Origin of the sequence: Enterobacter sp. PI-10 (assembly GCF_027947695.1) — a bacterium.
Taxonomy (GTDB): domain Bacteria; phylum Pseudomonadota; class Gammaproteobacteria; order Enterobacterales; family Enterobacteriaceae; genus Enterobacter; species Enterobacter vonholyi.
In genome coordinates, this window is record NZ_JAJNOG010000007.1 from 1 (window position 1) to 17306 (window position 17306).

General features: G+C 59.5%; 16 protein-coding genes. All 16 read right to left on the reverse strand.

Annotated elements, in window-relative coordinates; translation table 11 throughout:
- Positions 1–237: contractile injection system protein, VgrG/Pvc8 family (locus LRM19_RS15155; RefSeq protein ID WP_271369258.1), on the reverse strand; the 237-nt coding region annotated here is incomplete at its 3' end.
- Between the two features lie 65 nt (positions 238–302).
- Positions 303–1721, reverse strand: coding sequence for a serine/threonine protein kinase (locus LRM19_RS15160; RefSeq protein WP_271369259.1), 1419 nt, complete (start codon positions 1719–1721; stop codon positions 303–305).
- A gap of 24 nt (positions 1722–1745) precedes the next feature.
- Positions 1746–4361, reverse strand: a complete 2616-nt coding sequence (tssH, locus tag LRM19_RS15165) for a type VI secretion system ATPase TssH (RefSeq protein WP_271369260.1) — start codon at positions 4359–4361, stop codon at positions 1746–1748.
- Positions 4362–4399: 38 nt separating this feature from the next.
- Positions 4400–5443, reverse strand: coding sequence for a type VI secretion system baseplate subunit TssG (gene tssG, locus LRM19_RS15170; RefSeq protein WP_271369261.1), 1044 nt, complete (start codon positions 5441–5443; stop codon positions 4400–4402).
- The gene (gene tssF / locus LRM19_RS15175; protein WP_271369262.1) at positions 5440–7311 is read right to left on the reverse strand and encodes a type VI secretion system baseplate subunit TssF; all 1872 of its coding nucleotides are present in this window, start codon (positions 7309–7311) and stop codon (positions 5440–5442) included. The genes tssG and tssF overlap by 4 nt, the downstream gene beginning before the upstream one ends.
- A 2-nt stretch (positions 7312–7313) precedes the next feature.
- Complete coding sequence (gene tssE, locus LRM19_RS15180) at positions 7314–7877, reverse strand: type VI secretion system baseplate subunit TssE (RefSeq protein WP_271369263.1); 564 nt, start codon at positions 7875–7877, stop codon at positions 7314–7316.
- Positions 7870–8682 carry a type VI secretion system accessory protein TagJ gene (locus tag LRM19_RS15185; RefSeq protein ID WP_136195751.1) on the reverse strand — a complete coding sequence of 271 codons (813 nt, stop codon included), beginning with the start codon at positions 8680–8682 and terminating at the stop codon, positions 7870–7872. Before LRM19_RS15185 ends, tssE begins: the two co-directional genes overlap by 8 nt.
- A 9-nt stretch (positions 8683–8691) precedes the next feature.
- The gene (locus LRM19_RS15190) at positions 8692–9690 is read right to left on the reverse strand and encodes a hypothetical protein (RefSeq protein ID WP_133294650.1); all 999 of its coding nucleotides are present in this window, start codon (positions 9688–9690) and stop codon (positions 8692–8694) included.
- Positions 9691–9706: 16 nt separating this feature from the next.
- Positions 9707–10504 carry a PP2C family protein-serine/threonine phosphatase gene (locus LRM19_RS15195; protein ID WP_014884226.1) on the reverse strand — a complete coding sequence of 266 codons (798 nt, stop codon included), beginning with the start codon at positions 10502–10504 and terminating at the stop codon, positions 9707–9709.
- A complete protein-coding gene (tagH, locus tag LRM19_RS15200; protein ID WP_271369264.1) occupies positions 10501–12264 on the reverse strand; it encodes a type VI secretion system-associated FHA domain protein TagH in 1764 nt (587 codons plus the stop codon). Before tagH ends, LRM19_RS15195 begins: the two co-directional genes overlap by 4 nt.
- An 81-nt stretch (positions 12265–12345) precedes the next feature.
- A complete protein-coding gene (locus LRM19_RS15205) occupies positions 12346–12753 on the reverse strand; it encodes a putative T6SS immunity periplasmic lipoprotein (RefSeq protein ID WP_111964764.1) in 408 nt (135 codons plus the stop codon).
- Positions 12744–13286, reverse strand: a complete 543-nt coding sequence (locus LRM19_RS15210) for a hypothetical protein (protein WP_021240381.1) — start codon at positions 13284–13286, stop codon at positions 12744–12746. The genes LRM19_RS15205 and LRM19_RS15210 overlap by 10 nt, the downstream gene beginning before the upstream one ends.
- A 56-nt stretch (positions 13287–13342) precedes the next feature.
- A complete protein-coding gene (locus tag LRM19_RS15215; RefSeq protein ID WP_008502640.1) occupies positions 13343–13825 on the reverse strand; it encodes an Hcp family type VI secretion system effector in 483 nt (160 codons plus the stop codon).
- A 360-nt stretch (positions 13826–14185) separates the two neighbouring features.
- Positions 14186–15685: a type VI secretion system contractile sheath large subunit gene (tssC, locus tag LRM19_RS15220; RefSeq protein WP_014884232.1), complete on the reverse strand. Its 1500-nt coding sequence runs from the start codon at positions 15683–15685 to the stop codon at positions 14186–14188.
- Positions 15686–15688: 3 nt separating this feature from the next.
- Positions 15689–16213: a type VI secretion system contractile sheath small subunit gene (gene tssB / locus LRM19_RS15225; RefSeq protein WP_008502644.1), complete on the reverse strand. Its 525-nt coding sequence runs from the start codon at positions 16211–16213 to the stop codon at positions 15689–15691.
- A gap of 75 nt (positions 16214–16288) precedes the next feature.
- Positions 16289–17305: a type VI secretion system protein TssA gene (gene tssA / locus LRM19_RS15230; RefSeq protein WP_271369268.1), complete on the reverse strand. Its 1017-nt coding sequence runs from the start codon at positions 17303–17305 to the stop codon at positions 16289–16291.
- Between the last annotated feature and the right edge of the window lies 1 nt (position 17306).

Genomic DNA, 17306 nt, shown 5'->3' on the forward strand with positions numbered 1-17306 from the left:
GACGGCACTGACCGCCACGCGGGTAATTTTGCCGTTAACATAGCGGGACGTCAGCAGGTTCTGCGTCGGGATGGTCACCGTGACCGGCTGGCCCAGCAGCTTGCTGCGGTCGATGCGCGCGTCCGTGCCGAGCACGGTCAGCGTCAGCGCGAACGACTCGGACATCGCCTCGCGGCCCGTCAGTTTCCAGAACAGAAGCCCCTCCACCGGGAGCTGAACGGTAATTCGGTTGAGCATAATCTTTATTCCATCTAGCTTATGCGATTCAGAAAAGAGGTTCGCATCTGTGACTGAGCGTAATTCTACGGATTCACCAGCCAGGTGCCCGGCCTGGTGATATCCAGCGTCTGGCCACGCGTTCTTCCGTTGCCCTGCAGTTCAATCTTCGCCTCTCCGGCCGGCAGCTTGAGCGACGCATAACCGTTGGTCGCTGGACGGAGCGCTTTTTGCTCGCCGTTCACTTTCAGCGTTTCGCCATCGAGGATGCGGATATAGACCAACGCAATCGGGCTCTCGACAGGCGGTGGCGTCTGCTGTGCCGTCACCTGCTCGCTCACCTTCGCCGTTTCCGGCTTCACGTCTGGCGTGTTCGCGACGGTTTCGGTTGGACGCGTCTCGCCCGGTGTCTGTGCAGCCTGCTCAGGGGCATCGTTACCGCCGCTGAACAGCATCGCCCCGGCGATAACCCCTACCAGCACGCCTGCGGCAACCATGCCCGGGATCTTGTAGCGGCGCCATTCGAGCAGCGAAGCCGGTTTCTCGTCTTCAACCGGAACCAGCATCGTGCCGGGCTTTTTCGCCGTCAGCACGTCGTTGATACCGGCGACCGGCATCTCTATCAGCGCGGCGAACTCGTCGATTGACTGCGGACGATCCTCCATGTGCAGCGCCAGCGCACGGTCGATGGCCTGCAGCAGCGGAATCGAATAGCCCTGCGGCATGATTTCCACCAGAGGTTTGCAGGTATCCTGAATAGAGCGCACCACGCTGACCGGCGGCGGAGAACCCACAATCAGCGTACGCAGCACCGCGCCGAGGGCGTAAATGTCCGTCCACGGGCCCTGCTCGCTTTCGTTGTCGTCGGTGTACTGCTCAATCGGGGCAAAGCCCGGGCGCAGCATGGTTTCCGTTTCGTCGGAGAGATTACCGATGGTGCGGCGCGCGGAGCCGAAATCAAGCAGCACCGGCAGGCCGTTATCCTGGATCTGAATGTTATCCAGAGAGATGTCGCGGTGCAGGTAGCCTTCGTTGTGGATAGTCTTGATCGCGCCAAACAGCATCGGCAGCGTGCGGCGGATCCAGGCTTCGTTAATCAGCTCCGGCTTTTGTTCGCGCAGGCGCGAAAGCGTGGTGCCGCTGTAAAACAGCGTCCCCATGTAGGCCGTGTCGTTTTGCACCCAGAAGCGCAGGACGTGCAGCAGGTTCGGGTGGTTAAAGCGCGCCAGCAGACGGGCTTCCTGAATGAAGCTGTTCAGGCCTGCGGAAAACGCTTTGCCAAAACGCTCGCTGCGCAGCACCAGGGTCATGTCGTCGCCGCGCACGGCGAGCGAGGAAGGCATAAATTCTTTGATAGCGATAGTGCGTTCGAGCTGGTGATCCCACGCGCGATAGACGATGCCAAAACCCCCGCCGCCGATCACCTCTTTGATTTCAAACTCGTTGAAGCGGTACCCGACCGGGAGCGCGTTTGGGACAGTCCGATTGTTATCATTATCCGTCATCTTTTACAGTTCTCTTGATGATTATTACGCGGCAAACTGACAGTGAAACTCGCCCTGCTCGCAGGTGACGTGCAGACGTCGGTACTGCTCGTCGCTGCGGCTGGCGGTAAGTAAGATCTGGCTCATCTGAGGCAGCAGAGTGTTGGTCAGAATAGCGTCCACCATGCGTCCCCCGGACTCCACCTCGGTACAGCGCTGAACGATCTGTTCCACCACGCTGTCGTCAAACTCAGAAATAATGCTGTGATTCTCTTCCAGACGACGCTGAATGCGCTTGAGCTGCAGGCGAACAATCTGCCCCAGCATCTCGTCGCTGAGCGGGTAATACGGCACCACCAGCAGGCGGCCCAGCAGCGCCGGTGGGAAGACCTCCAGCAGCGGCTGGCGCAGGGCACTGCTTAACGCCTCAGGCTCCGGCATCAGGTCCGGATCGGCGCACATGGCGCTGATCAGGTCGGTGCCGACGTTAGACGTCAGAATAATAATGGTGTTGCGGAAATCAATGTGGCGCCCCTCGCCGTCCTCCATCCAGCCTTTATCAAAGACCTGGAAGAAGATCTCGTGGACGTCCGGGTGCGCTTTTTCAATTTCGTCCAGCAGCACCACGCTGTAAGGACGGCGTCGCACGGCCTCGGTTAACACGCCGCCTTCACCATACCCTACGTACCCCGGAGGCGCACCTTTTAAGGTGGAAACGGTGTGCGCTTCCTGAAACTCACTCATGTTGATGGTGATAACGTTCTGCTCGCCGCCGTACAGGGATTCCGCGAGCGCCAGCGCGGTTTCGGTTTTACCGACCCCGGACGGTCCGCAGAGCATAAAAACGCCCACCGGCTTGTTGGGATCGTCCAGCTTCGCCCGCGAGGTTTTCACGCGGCGGGCAATGAGATCCAGACCGTGACGCTGGCCGATAACGCGCTGGTTGAGCGTGTCGGCGAGGTTTAGCACCGCGTCGATCTCGTTTTTCACCATCCGGCCCAGCGGGATCCCGGTCCAGTCGGAGACCACCGCGGCGACCACGTTTTCATCTACAGCCGCAAACAGCAGCGGTTCATCGCCCTGAAGGGCGTTCAGCGCCTGCTGCTGCTCCGCCAGCTGGCTGCGCAGATCGGCGCTATCTTCATCACCCGCCGCGAACAGCGCCGCGCGCAGGCGAATAATTTCCTGCACCAGGCTGCGTTCTTCTTCCCAGCGCAGGGCCAGGGCTTCGCGTTTTGTTTCATACGCGTCGCGTTCTGCGCGTAACGTCGTCACGCGCTCGGCGTCACCGGCCCCCACGCGCGCTTCGCGTTCAGCAATCTCAATTTCCACGTCCAGCGCGGCAAGGTGGCGCAGGCAGTCTTCGAGCTGCGCAGGTGGCGCGCTCTGGCTGACCGCGACGCGGGCGCAGGCGGTGTCGAGCAGCGCAACGGCTTTGTCCGGCAGCTGACGCGCCGGGATGTAACGATGCGACAGCTTCACCGCCGCGCTGACCGCCTCGTCGAGCAGCAGGACCTGATGGTGCGTCTCCAGCGGCGACACGGTGCTGCGCAGCATCAGAATAGCTTTCGCTTCATCCGGCTCGTGCACCTGCACCGTCTGGAAACGACGGGTCAGCGCCGGGTCTTTCTCAATGTACTTTTTATATTCTGCCCAGGTAGTGGCCCCGATGGTGCGCAGCTGACCGCGCGCCAGGGCTGGCTTCAGCAGGTTCGCCGCATCGCCGGTCCCCTGCTGGCCGCCAGCGCCAATCAGGGTGTGGATCTCATCGATAAACAGAATAATCGGCGTGGCGCTGGACTGGACTTCGTTAATGAGCGCCTGCAGACGGGCTTCAAACTCGCCTTTCATGCCTGCGCCGGCCTGCAGCATGCCGATATCCAGCAGCCACAGCTGAATATTTTGCAGCGGCTCCGGGACGTCGCCGTCGGCGATGCGCAGCGCCAGCCCTTCAACAACGGCGGTTTTGCCGACCCCGGCTTCCCCGGTCAGCAGCGGGTTGTTCTGACGGCGACGCATCAGGATATCCACCATCTGGCGGATCTCCTCGTCGCGCCCGACAACCGGGTCAATCTTCCCTTCCCGGGCGCGGGCGGTCAGGTCCTGGCCATACTGGGCCAGCGTCCCCTGTGCAGCCGGTACCGCACCCGCCGGTGCGTCGACGGCGGCAGCGGCCTGCTGCGTCTCTTTGCTGTTGGCGCAGATGGTATCGAACTGCTCAATCAGCACCTCGACGTTAAGGCGGGTAAACTGCGCCGAAATGCTTTTCAGCACGTTGGCCAGGTTCCAGGTTTTCAGCATGCCGATCAGCAAATGGCCGCCGCGAATGCGGCTGACGCCAAACTTCAGCGAGCCGAAGACCCAGGCGCGCTCCACGGCGCTGTCGATATGCTCGGAGAGATCGGAAACGGAACTGGCGCCACGCGGAAGGACATCCAGCGCGGCCACGATATCGCGCGTCAGCTGCTGTTCGTCGAGGGCAAAGTGGCGGATGACCTGCTGCAGATCGCCATCCTGCTGCTGCATCAGCTGATGCAGCCAGTGCACCAGCTCAACGTACGGGTTACCGCGCAGCTTGCAGAACGCAGTGGCGCTTTCCAGAGAGGTAAATAACAGCGTATCCAGTTTGCCGAAAAGCACGGCACGGCTAATTTCTGACATGTTAGTTTCCATTAACAATGATTCGGTATACGGAAGGATTACCGCTCTGCGCGATACACCAGATCGCCGCGCGGGACAGGCTGCGGCTGAATGCCCAGCCAGGTGTTATAGCCTAATCGCCCATGACTGCCGAGCGTGGTGCCCTGCACCGCGTCTTCGCGCAGGATCACCCGCGTTTCCCATTCAAATTCTACCCCAGCGTACTGACGCACCCAGTCGCGCAGCTCGGTGACCCACGCTTCACCCGGCAAAAAGCGGTTGTACTCCTCCGCGCTCAGCGGGCCAATCTCGATGCGAAACTTATGCTGCACGTCGCGGACGGCGACGCCGAGAAAGGCCGATTCACCCATGCGCGGCATGCGGCGTCCTGCTCCCAGCTGCGCCTGCTCGCGCGTGGAGAGGGGCATCCACTGCGGCACGTTGCTAACCAGTTTGACCGGCGCCTTAAAATAGCTGCGCAGGATCTTCTCCAGCCCCTCGGGATCCCGCCCGTGGCGGGTCAGGTGCCCGGCGTGGGTAAAGCGCGCGTGCGAGCTCAGGCTGCCTTTGTTCATCTGCCCCGGCTGGCCCATGCCAATCAGCGACGCCAGATAGCCCTCAAAGCGCTTGTTATCAGCACGATCCAGGGAGACGGTAGGCTGCGCATCCGCCCAGGCGCGGTAAAACAGCAGCGCAAGACGGTGATGGAACAGATCGGCAAACGCGCTGAGGCTGGTGTCCTGATGATGATAAATACGCTCGCGGGCGTACTCGGTCATATGGACCGGCAGCGGGCCGTTCGGGCCAAACAGGCCGAAGCTGAGGATAGACACCTCGTGCAGCCCGCTCTCTTCCCGCTGACGTACGTGGGCCAGCGTCGACGGCGCAAAGCTCATCGACGGCTGCTGGCCGATGCGCAGCGGTTCAAATTTCGGCAGCGACGCGCGTCCCAGCGGGTAGCGCTCGCCGCCCTGGGCATCAATGCGCCTTAAGAGCTGAAACAGATCGTAGCGCCAGGGCGTCTCCCGGACGCCGTGCCAGAACGCGTCCGACAGCCTGGTCAGGCGATGCACGCGCAGCGGTGCAGTGGCAGCGTCACTCATATCAGCGCCCTTTTACCCATGCGCGGCGCCCAGTAGCCAATCTCGCCGCGCTGCTGACTTTTCAGGGTGAACTCCGTAAAGCTGTTGATAGAGACCAGACGGGCAAAGAGGCGCTCCATCACGCTGCCGAAGAGCCACGGACTGGCCCCGGAAAAGGCTCGCTCATCCACCGTCAGGGTAATGCCGATCCCGCGGGCGAACACGACCGGGCCGGGTTCAGGCACGCGGCGGTGAACCTGCTCCAGCACGCAGTGGCGAACGCCCTCCACCTGACGCGCAACGGGCGTTTCGGCCAGGTTGGCATAAAGCCCTAACAGCTGGCGCAGCGCGGCCGCCCCCTCTTCGTTTTCGCTGTCCATCAGGCTGAGGTAGTTCATCTGCAGCTGGCTGATAAGCCGCCAGGTGCTGAACCCTTCCGCCAGCGCCGGACGCGGCGGCGTCGGCCCTTTACGCAGGGTGAGGGATTTCACCGGCATGGAGTCCGCCACAATGAACTGCCCGAGCTCCTGCTGCAGCATTAGCGGCAGGTCGCGGCTGGTGCAGAGCACCTCGGCAGAGATATAGCGCAGGTTATCCTGCCAGGGGGCATGCTGTTCATCCACCAGCGAAACAAACACCTCCGAGCCGATATAGCCGGTACGGGTGCCGTAGCGCAGGGCGTGCTCGGACAGCACGCGCTGCTCGCGTCGCAGCGAAAAATAGGCCCCGTAGTTGCCCGCATCGCCGCTCCAGGTGCTCCAGAACGGACGAAACGTCTGGTCATCACGCTGACCGTCCGCGCTGCCATAAATTTTTTTGACCGCGTAAATTTCATAATCCAGCGGACGAATGTTATCGACCACCAGATGGTATTCATGCTGACCGTCATTCAGCTTCTGACGCGCCGCGACCTTTGGAAACAGGTTGATGACCGGCGTACAGTGCAGCGCCAGATGGCTGGCATCGACCACGCGCTCCAGCTGTTCATCCGACTTATCCAGCAGAATGAAGATGTCGAAGGCTTTTTCGCCTTCACAGCGCTGGATCAGCGTGCTCAGACCGCTCAGGCTGATGAAGCGGAAGCGGGCCGGAAACGCAAAGTACTCCTGAAGCAGGCGATAGCCGTCAAAGTTGCGCAGATCGTCCGGCAGCAGCGCCTGGTCAGGCTCAAAGCCCTCCTGGCGCAGCGCATCTGACGCCAGCAGCTGTCGCTGCGGCTGCGGACTGACCGTCTGACAGACGATCCCGGCGTGGTGCTCCATCACCAGCTCCAGCAGCTTCAGCGCTTCAATGTCCGGACCGCCGAGGAAAAATTCCAGGCGGTCGAAATCCAGGTGCCCGAGGTTTTGCGGGCCGTCGCAGGCAATGCGGATCCGCAGGGCGCTGCCGATCCCCCGCTGGCTCAGTCCCAGCTGCGCCAGCGGCAGATCGGCGGGGACGCCGCCCAGCTCGACCTTGTCGATTTTCAGCGGCAGCAGGTTGACCTCGTGCGCCGTGGTATAGCTGCAGGTCACGCCGGTTTTTTTCAGCGCCAGGCTGTCCATCATGGTGCCACGCGGGACAATAAAGCCTTTGCTCAGGTCGCCCCGGCTGCTGTCGGGCTCAATCTCCGCAATCGCCATCGACGGCGTGGGCGCGAGATAGTTAGGCGCGATCATCTCCAGCAGACGCTGGGAGAAGCGCGGAAACTCCGCGTCCATTTTCATCTGCACGCGGGAAGTCAGGAAGGCGAAGCCCTCCATCAGACGTTCGGTATACGGGTCCGCCACTTCGATGCCGCGCATGCCCAGCCGTCCGGCGACTTTTGGGTAGCGTTCGGCAAACTCGGCCCCCATTTCGCGCAGATAGGCCAGCTCACGGTTGTAATATTCGAGCAGTTTACTTTCCATGATTACCCCGCATCATTCAGTTCAAAATGGCCGTTTTCCAGATCGACATCGGTACGAAACAGAAACTCCAGCGGGTACGGCACGCACCATAAACGCCCTTTGATCTCAATGGAGAGCACGTTGTGCAGATCCAGCGAGGAGGTATCCGACACGCAGCGAACCTGCAGCCCCTGCGGCAAAATGCGCGGCTCAAAATTAATGATGGCCTCGGTGAGCTTGCGCTGAATATCGTGCCATTCGATGTCCGACATTCTTTTCCCGGCCAGCGGCGAGACGCCGAAGTTGACCACCGAGCGGTTCACGTGCGGCAAGGCGCTCAAATCGCCGGAGGCATCGTGGTTGATGGTGTTAAACAGCCACTGCAGATCCCGCAGGACGTTGCGGCGCAGGGCGGCGTGGGTGATCAGATTGCTGTTGGCCGACTCGCGCTTTTTTTCCGGGTCGTCATCGGTGAGGCGATCGAGCAGCGAGGGCTGCATCTTGTCGCGCGCCCCCACCTTCTCCTGCTTGCTGCGGGCTTGCCAGCCGCTGCGCAGCAGATCGCCTTCGCCAGCGGGATTACTCATCGGCTCCATCCGTCGCAAACGTCACGAGGCTCAAGGACAGCAGCGGGCTTTCGCTTTGCTCGCTCAGCCAGGCTTTCTGGCCCCTGCCTTCGTAAAGGGTACCGTCTTCGTCGAGCGCCTGCCATTCGGTGGTGCGGCCTAATTTGACCGCATCAGCGGCATCGGCAGCAAAAGGATAACGCGCCGGGATCTGACACACCTGCTCCGTACCGTCGGTCAGGCGCACAAGCGCGTGACGCCAAACCAGATCGGTGACGCTGGCAGGCGCCTGGAAACGGATCTCCGCGATAGCGTTAAACGGCAGCCAGAAATAGCGGCCGTTCACTATGGTTTCGCAGACCGGGCCGAGACGGGCATCGCCGTCCATCAGCCAGTCAAAAGCCTGCGTCTCCTCGTTTTCGAGGGTGATGTGACCCGCAGTGGCTTGCGCCTGTTCGAGGGCTTCAAGACGCAGCGCATGCGCGCGCTCGCCGTCCTCGCTCAGCGCCGCGGCAAGGGTAGTCAGCCACGGCCACTGGGTTTCAGGCATGGCCGGTCGCGCCTGTCCCGCCATTACCTGCGCGCGCTGCTGCTCGCCCTGAATGGACTGCTCCAGCAGCGTGACGGTAGGTTTCGCCTGAGGCTTCAGCGCCAGCCAGCTTTTCAGCTGGGTAAGAGCCCGCGTCCAGTTGCCGCTGAGGGTTAAAAACTGCACAAACGCAGCGCGAAGGTCGGCATCCGCCGGACGGGCTTTGATTTCAGCTTCCAGACGCGCCAGCGCATCGTTGAGCGACTCGCCCGCCAGGTGTTGATAAAGCGTATTCATAGCCATTCCTTAATTCGCCGCGCGCCATGCGCCGACTGCCGGATCGCGCAGCTGAGGACGCAGGGTGTCAATCAGAACGATATTCAGCGGAGTACCCGGTGCGACCCAGGCGCTCCACGTTTTTTTCACCGCCGCGATCCGCGCCTGCAGTTTTGCGTCATCGCTGGCGATTTCACGGGAAATCTCCACCGCTACGGTGCCGTTGCTCTTCCAGCTGTTCAGGCTGTTATCGTAAGGCAGGATCATCCAGCTCTGGTCGCTGTTTGGGGTGCTGAATACCATGCGCTCTTTGTTGACGGAGGTGATCAGCGCGTTTTCCGGGTCGGCGCTTTGATTTAGTCCGGTCACCGGGAAACCGTGGATGTACGTCACCGCCATCTCTTTCTGTCCGCCGTTGCGGGACTGCGAAACTACGGTGTGTCCGCTCAGCCAGCTGCCGTTGCCGCAGCGGGTGGTGTCAGAATCCGGAATAAAGAGCGCCGGAGCAGAGGCGCCCCCTTCCCAGAAAGTGCGCAGGTGGCAGCCGTCCTGAAGCGTAAACTCCTGCCACGGCGTACGGTCGGCGGCAACGGTGCGGGAAGCCACATTTTGATCTGGCGGCATTAACGTGCCGCTGGCTGTGGCAGCGGTGACGGTTGCGGCAGGCGTGGCCTGCTCCTGTTTCACCACCAGCGCCCAGTCCTGCGCTTTGCCTGCGGTGCCCTGCGCCAGCGTGGTACCTGCCGGATCGTTGAGCGTCCAGCTGAGTTTATTCACTTTGCTGCACTGGTGCTCCAGCAGTGAGCCAAGACGCGGTACAAAGTTCTCCAGCACGGAGACGTCTTTCTTGCCGTTCGCCACAATGCGCAGCGCCACCTCAGGCTTACACCAGCTTTGCGGCGTGTTGTCTTTAATGTTGTCGATCCAGATATCCAGCTTCTGTGCAGGAGACTGCACGATGCGGAAATTCTCAGCCTGCGCGGTGGAGGTGACCGCCAGAAGTGCCAAACCCGATAGCCAAAGTTTCATATCGTTCCTTGTGTGTCTAATCAGTTCCGCAGGGAAGAAATTGTGCTGCGTCAGAGAGGGTGTGCAGCAAAGTGGTGTCCTGAGGGTTGCCCATCCATACCGCCAGGGCAGTATAGTTATCCTGAGCATTCCCTTCCTGTTCACCATTCTTTTGAATGATTTGGTTCATTAAGGTCAGCCACTCCTGCGGCGTATTGACCATATGCAGCGACTGCTTCATTTGCTCTTCGCTGACGCCGTGCCAGAATCCGTCGGTGCAGAGTAAGAATGCATCGCCGTCTTCAACCTGCACCACGTCGCTGTAGCTCGCTTCCGGCCCGCCGTTTTCAATCCCGAGCGCCAGATAGAGCAGGTTACTGTTCAGGTTGTCGGTCTGGTGTCCGGCATCTTTCATCTGCTGCACCAGGCTGTGGTCGGTGGTCACATGCCACAGCCATCCCCGGCGGAACAGGTACAGGCGGCTGTCTCCGGCATGCGCCCAGTAGGCCAGGCCGTAATCACGGTCAATGAACAGACTGACCAGCGTCGTGCCCATCCGGCGATAGTCCTGAACGGCCTGCTGCTCGCTGAGGATGGTGCGGTTCGCCGTCTGCACGTAGTCGCGGATGTGCTGCGCATTAAGATGTTTGTCGCCATCGAAGCGGGAGATAATGCTGTTGCGTGCCAGCTCTGCAGCTACCTCACCGCCCGGCAGGCCCGCGATGCCGTCGCAGACGACAAAGCAGGCTGAACGTTCCCCTATGGTTTCTCCCGTCTGATCCTGGTTGCTGGCGCGCGTCCCCTGGCGGGAGAGAGAAGCCGTTGCGATATTCATTTGTCTTCCGATCCGCTCTGTGAGTCTTTGTACTGATTCACCTCCATGTCGTACGCATGAAGGAAGGCCTCGCCGAACAGGGTGTGGAAGTCATCCTCAATCTCGCCCGCCGTCTCGCCATAGCTGCGAACAAAATAGTCCCACAGGGCGGCTTTACGGCTGCCCGGCAGCGCCAGACGCGAGGTCATGCCGTTCTGCTTCGCCTGCTCTTCCAGTTGCTCCGGGTTAAAGGACTGCAGCATCGCGGCAATGATGGCGCGGATGCCGGAGATCATGCCCAGCTGGTGCGCCTGCAGATCGATCAGCGCGTCGCGCACGGATTTGGTCGGCGGCATAAAGCCCGGCATCGGAGTGCCGAACATCTGGATCAGCACGGTTTTGCCGGTCGGCAACAGCTTGAAAGGGTTGTTGGCATCGTCCAGCACCATAGTCATATCGGCTTTTACGCCGCGCTTGAGGATGGAGCGCGAGGAAAGCAGCGCCACCGTTCCCTGAGAGAACATACCGAGGATCTGTCCCAGCTGACGCATATTTTCACGGTCAAACTGCGGAACGGGCTGCATTTCGCTCAGGCCCATGCCTTCCAGCAGCGCCTCCAGAAGCTCGCCCTGCAGCACTTCGCCCTTCTCGCCGCTGTTTGCCGTGGCGGCTGGGGCGGCGGCGTTATTGACCGGGTCGATGCGCAGACGGCCCTTAGGGGCCTGGGCGCTGCTGCGGGCAACGGCCTGCGGCGTAGGCATGGTGAAGCCTGCGTAATCCGGTCGCGCGGGCTCTTCTTCAGCGCGCGGTTCTTCCTGCGGCTCAGGGGCGAACAGCGGAGAATCGGCCAGCACGTCCTCTTCCTGCTCAGGCTCCGGCACTGGCGCAGGCTTTTCGGCGACTATGTCATCCGGATGGGTTAACGGCGCGCCGCCCATCAGCCCGAGCGGGTCGTCATTACGCGCGGCTGGCGCGCTGGCCTTGCCGCCAAACAGGGCCAGCGGATCGAGCTCATCCGTCGCCTCGTCTTCTGGCTTAGCGGGGCTCGTCTCTCCCGGCGGCACCAGCGTTGACGGGGTGACGTCATCAAAAATACTCTCTTTATTGAACAACGCTTCGTCGCTGAACAGCGTGTCCGGGTCAACGTTCTTACGCTCAAGTTTTGGATCGCTGTCGTTGAACATCGCCAGCGGATCTTCAGCGTTACGCTCCGGGGCCGCTGGCTGGGAGAATGGATCGTGCGATGCAGCTGGCTGCGGTTTTGTACGGTTGCTGGAGATGCTGTCGGAGATGGAGAACTCCTGCATCAGGCTATCCCAGATTTCCGTTGGCACGGCGGTCGGCTCGGCCTTCCCGCGCGGTGCGGTGCTCGCCGGCTTCGGGTGCGGAGCGGGCGCGGACGCGGCTGCCGGACGCGCCTGCTGATGCATGCTGGCCGCCATGCGGCTCACGGGCTGCGTATCGTGGATCAGTTCGGTCACTTCGATACGGTAGTCATCAATACCGAGAATGTCGCCATCCTGCAGCTCAACCTGACGCCCTCGCTCCAGCGGAATGTCATTTAATACCACGCGGGTGACGCTGCCACGGTTGGTCACGCGGCATTCGCCCTGGGCGTCAACGTGAACAATGGCCTGCAGACGAGAGATGGTGCGGTCATTGTCCGGCAACACCAGATTGTTATCCGTACCGCGCCCAATGGTGCCGCCCGGGGCGTAAAAATCACAGCTGCTTTGCGGCGGCTGATGACCGGGTTTTGTAGAAATAATCGTGAATCGCATGGCGTATTCCTGCTGGTATGATTAGCGCTCAAACGCTGCCGCTCTCGGGGCGAGAACGGCGGCGTTTGGGGTTAACACATTCTATTCAGTCTGCGTAAGCTTAAACTGGCCTGAAGGACCTTCCTGTAAGGTGAAGCGGGCCGCATAGCGAACAGAATCGTTTTTCCCTGACACCTTCAGGGCAACATCATATTCTCCGGCTTGCCACGCAATCCCCTGCCACTGGTGACACTGTTGGGTCGTTAACGTCACTTCAGGGCTAAACGTTGACGGCGGCGATACCGCTTTCCACTCATTTCCCGCGCGTTTCATTATGGTGGGCGAATGGCTGGTGACAGGCGCGTCTAACCCGGAGTTAGCGGGAATAGCAAAGCAGGGTTCGTTGTTCTTTAGCGTAACCGAAAGCGACTGATATTGTGCAGGATGAGATACACAGGCACTCACCGTTAATGCGATTGCTACAACACTGAGTAACTGTTTCATAACCATACCCGCCGGTCTTTAGGATTTTGAATAAACAACGATAATACCTGCAGGTATTTATCCTTCAGGTCGGGCCCGATAATTCCCTCAAAACCTGCAATGTTTCGGAAATCACCCAGACCGTAATTTATCAAATAATAAAAATCAGAAATGATAGAAGCCTGCTGCTCCATACCAAAGTCCGATAGTTTTTTATCGGGGGGCAGAGAATAATTATAACTTGCTGCCCAACTGAATGCGCCTCGGGTTCGAACATTCATTCCAATCTGATGCTGCAATACATGCACCATTTCGTGAATAAACCAGTGTTTATATCGCGGAACCTCTATTGAAAAGTCATCCCGATAATGCGGCTCGCGAAAATAGAGCTCACCATTGGGGGTCATCGCGACATCTGTCGACTGCATATTAAACGGCAAATAGCTTTTATTATGGACTTTAACTTCTGAATACTTTATTGCGTCACCAAAAACCGAGCGCGCCAGTGCTATTTCGCCAATGGTGAGAGGACGGGCGCCTCCTTCCTGCAAACTTGCCATGCTATCTTCCTTCCCGGTTGATAATGACCGGGGAAACTCCCCGGCCACATACGCAATTACGCTTCTTTGTTTTCTTTGATGTTCCAGCCAGCGCTGCTTTCAGCACCCTTACCACCAGACGTGGTCTGCTCCCAGTACTGCTGTTTCACTTTCGCAGCCTGGAACGCATAGGTCACACCAACGGTATCGCCGTTGTCTGCACCGGTGTACTGAACAGAGGTGACCAGCACATCTTCCAGCGTGATGCGGGAGTATTCCACCTGCTGGCCGCCGGCTTTACAGACGGACAGCTCAACTTTGGTCAGGTGTTTACCGCTGGCGCAGTGTTTCAGGATAGCGGTGGTGGATTTGTCGATCAGCGCGTTAACGTGCAGGTCGTTAAAGTTAACTTTACCGGCACCGCCGCCACCGCCAACGCTCATATTACCTGGCTGGGAAGCACCCCAGGAGAAGGAGGTAATATCAGTCCAGCCGGTGTGGTTAGAATCTTTAGATTCGCCCGTAACACCCTCGACCTTCAGAAACATATCAATAGCCATAATATCTACTCTTCGTGGATGAACAATATTGCTTTCGAAAAAGCACTTATATGGCAAACAGGAAAGCATGGGGCTGAATAAAACCGTCCATATTTTACCTCTGCCTCATGTCAAATGACCCGTGTCATTTGACAGTCTTACATTCCCCCGCAATAACGGAACGAATGTGAAGTCATTATTACCGTGCGTTATTCTGGAACTTGTTAAGGACGGCATTAACAACTTAGCCGTCTTTCTTGCCGGGTGGCGCTGTGCTTACCCGGCCTACATTGAGAAAAAATATCAATGGGTTGCACGTTTCATCGTAGGCCCGTGCAAGCGTGGCGCCGCCGGGAAAAACTCACAAAACGCATGTTGCTCTTACGCGTCTTTCGTCTTCAGCGACGGCAGTTTAGATACCAGACGCAGAGAAACGGTCAGACCTTCCAGCTGGTAGTGTGGGCGCAGGAAGAACTTCGCGGCGTAGTATCCCGGGTTGTCCTCAATCTCCTGCACCTGCACTTCTGCAGCCGCCAGCGGTTTACGGGACTTGGTCTCCTGGGAGGAGTTAGCCGGGTCACCGTCGACGTAGTTCATCACCCAGTCGTTCAGCCAGCGTTCCATCTCTTCGCGCTCGCGGAAAGAGCCGATTTTGTCGCGCACGATGCACTTCAGGTAGTGCGCAAAACGGCAGCAGGCGAACAGGTACGGCAGACGAGAGGCCAGACGCGCGTTGGCGGTGGCATCCGGGTCATGGTACTCGGCCGGTTTCTGCAGCGACTGCGCGCCGATGAAGGCGGCAAAGTCGGAGTTTTTGCGGTGAACCAGCGGCATAAAGCCGTTTTTCGCCAGCTCGGCTTCACGACGATCGCTGATGGCGATCTCGGTCGGGCACTTCATGTCTACGCCGCCGTCATCGCTCGGGAAGGTGTGGCACGGCAGGTTTTCCACCGCCCCGCCGGACTCCACGCCGCGAATCGAGGTGCACCAGCCGTACTCTTTGAAGGAGCGGTTGATGTTAGCGGCCATCGCATACGCTGCGTTCGCCCAGGAGTAGCTGTTGTGGTTCGCGCCGTCGGTCTGCTCTTCAAAGTCAAAGCTGTCGACCGGGTTGGTGCGAATGCCGTACGGCAGGCGCGACAGGAAGCGCGGCATCACCAGACCCAGATAGCGGGCATCTTCGGATTCACGCAGCGAACGCCAGGCGGCGTATTCGGTGTTCTGGAAGATCTTGGTCAGGTCGCGCGGGTTAGCCAGCTCCTGCCAGGACTCCATCTGCATCACGCCCGGTGCGGTACCGGTGATAAACGGACAGTGCGCCGCAGAGCCGATGCGCGCCATTTCACCCAGCAGCTCAACATCCTGCGGGCTGTGGTCGAAGTAGTAGTCGCCGACGATGCAGCCAAACGGTTCGCCGCCGAACTGACCGTACTCCTGCTCGTAGATCTTCTTGAAGATCGGGCTCTGGTCCCAGCCCACGCCCTTGAAGCGCTTCAGGGTACGGCCCAGCTCCTGCTTGGAGATGCTCATAAAGCGGATCTTCAGCATCTCGTCAGTTTCAGTGTTGTTCACCAGATAGCTCAGACCGCGCCAGGCGCTCTCCAGCTTCTGAAACTCTTCGTGGTGAATGATCTGGTTTACCTGCTGCGAAAGCTGCTCGTCGATACCGGCAATCAGGTTCTGAATGGTACGGTAGGTATCGTTCGAGAAGGTGACGGTATTTTCCAGCGCCTGCTGCGCCAGGGTTTTGACTGCGCTTTCGACGGCGGAACGCGCCTGGTCGGTTTTCGGGCGGAACTCTTTGTTCAGCAGCGCGCTGAATTCATCCTGGCTGAACGCCTGACCCGCCTGCTGCTCGTGTTGTTGAGTCTGGTTGCTCATCGATTATTCCTCGCTACCTTTCGCACTTTCGTCATTTTTCGGCAACTGGCTCAGGGATTTGAGCAGCGTCGGATCCTGCAGAATTTTTGCGATCAGCTCTTCCGCACCGTTTTTACCGTCCATATAAGTCAGCAGGTTGGAAAGCTGGGTACGCGCTTCCAGCAGCTTGTTCAGCGGCTCAACCTTGCGGGCCACCGCATCAGGCAGGAAGTCGTCCATGCTGTCGAAGGTAAGATCTACGTTGAGCTTACCTTCGCCGGTCAGGGTGTTATCCACCTGGAACGCCACGCGCGGCTTAAGCGCCTTCATGCGTTCGTCAAAGTTGTCGATGTCGATTTCGAGGAATTTACGCTCGTCGACGGCCGGCAGGTTTTCAACCGGTTTGCCGACCAGATCGGCCATGACGCCCATCACAAACGGCAGCTGAATCTTACGTTCTGCACCGTAGATCTCTACGTCGTACTCGATCTGCACGCGGGGGGCACGGTTACGTGCGATGAATTTCTGCCCACTGTTACTCATTGCCATGATGTTCTCCATCAAAGATGCGCGGTGAAGGTGAAACGGCAGGCTCCATGCCTGTCGTCATAATGCCTGGACGCGCTATTCGCGGCGCCCAAAGATGTTTTCCAGTTGGTTAACGCCGTCTGGCGCCAGGTCGCGAATAATGTCCATAAAGTTGAGTTCTGACAGCCGCTGCACCCGTTCAATCATCAGCGGTGCGGGGTGGCTCGGTTCGTACTGCGCAAAATACTGTTTTGCTTTTTCCAGCATCAGCTGCGCGTCGGCGCGGCTGGTGACCTGCACGCTGCGCCAGTCGGTGACCGGCTGAGCGGGCTGCGCTGCGGACGACGGCTGCTCTGCCTGTGGTTCTGCATGCGCCTCACGGTTCGGCAGCAGCTTGCTGATGTCGGTTACCTGACACGCGCTTGCTACCAGTCCGACGGTTTTAAGCAACTGCTCCATCTCGGGCACGCCGCTTTCACCGAGATGCCCGGTGAGCAGCTCGCGAATGGCCAGCAGCCGTTCGTTGATGACGATAACCGCTGCGGTCCCCGGCTGGTCGCCGCGGGCCAGCTCGTCAATCAGCCGTGGACGCCCGCCGGGATAGTCCGGGCATTCGGTTTTACTGCCGTCCAGCAGGGCCTGAGCATCCCGGAGCGAAATTTCATCGCCGTTTGAACGCAGCAGCGAGGCGTTTCGTACGGCGATGGTGAGGTCGGACTTATCGCTCAGCCCCGCAAGGGCGTTAATGCGGTAGAACGGGTCGGTTTCGCCATACTCTTCCAGCAGCGGATAGAGCGTCTCCCAGTAGCGGGCGATCGCCTCCTGCACCAGCAGCAATCCGTCCGCGTAGCCCGCAAGCCCGCGACGGCGCGTCCAGGCATGGGTTAACGCCAGCAGGACGCGAAGATCTTTGGTGCGGGTCAGCAGGCTGGTGGCGTATTTTTCCACCGTGTTCCAGTCAGCTGGTTCTGCCGGAATAATGGTGTCGCCAAACTGCTGTTCCGCTTTCCCAAGACTTGCCTGATTCATGCTCTGGAATTCGGCGTCGTACTCCAGGTTTTCGCCACAGGGTTTTTCGGGGCTTATTGGCGCGAGAAATTCTTCGATATTCATG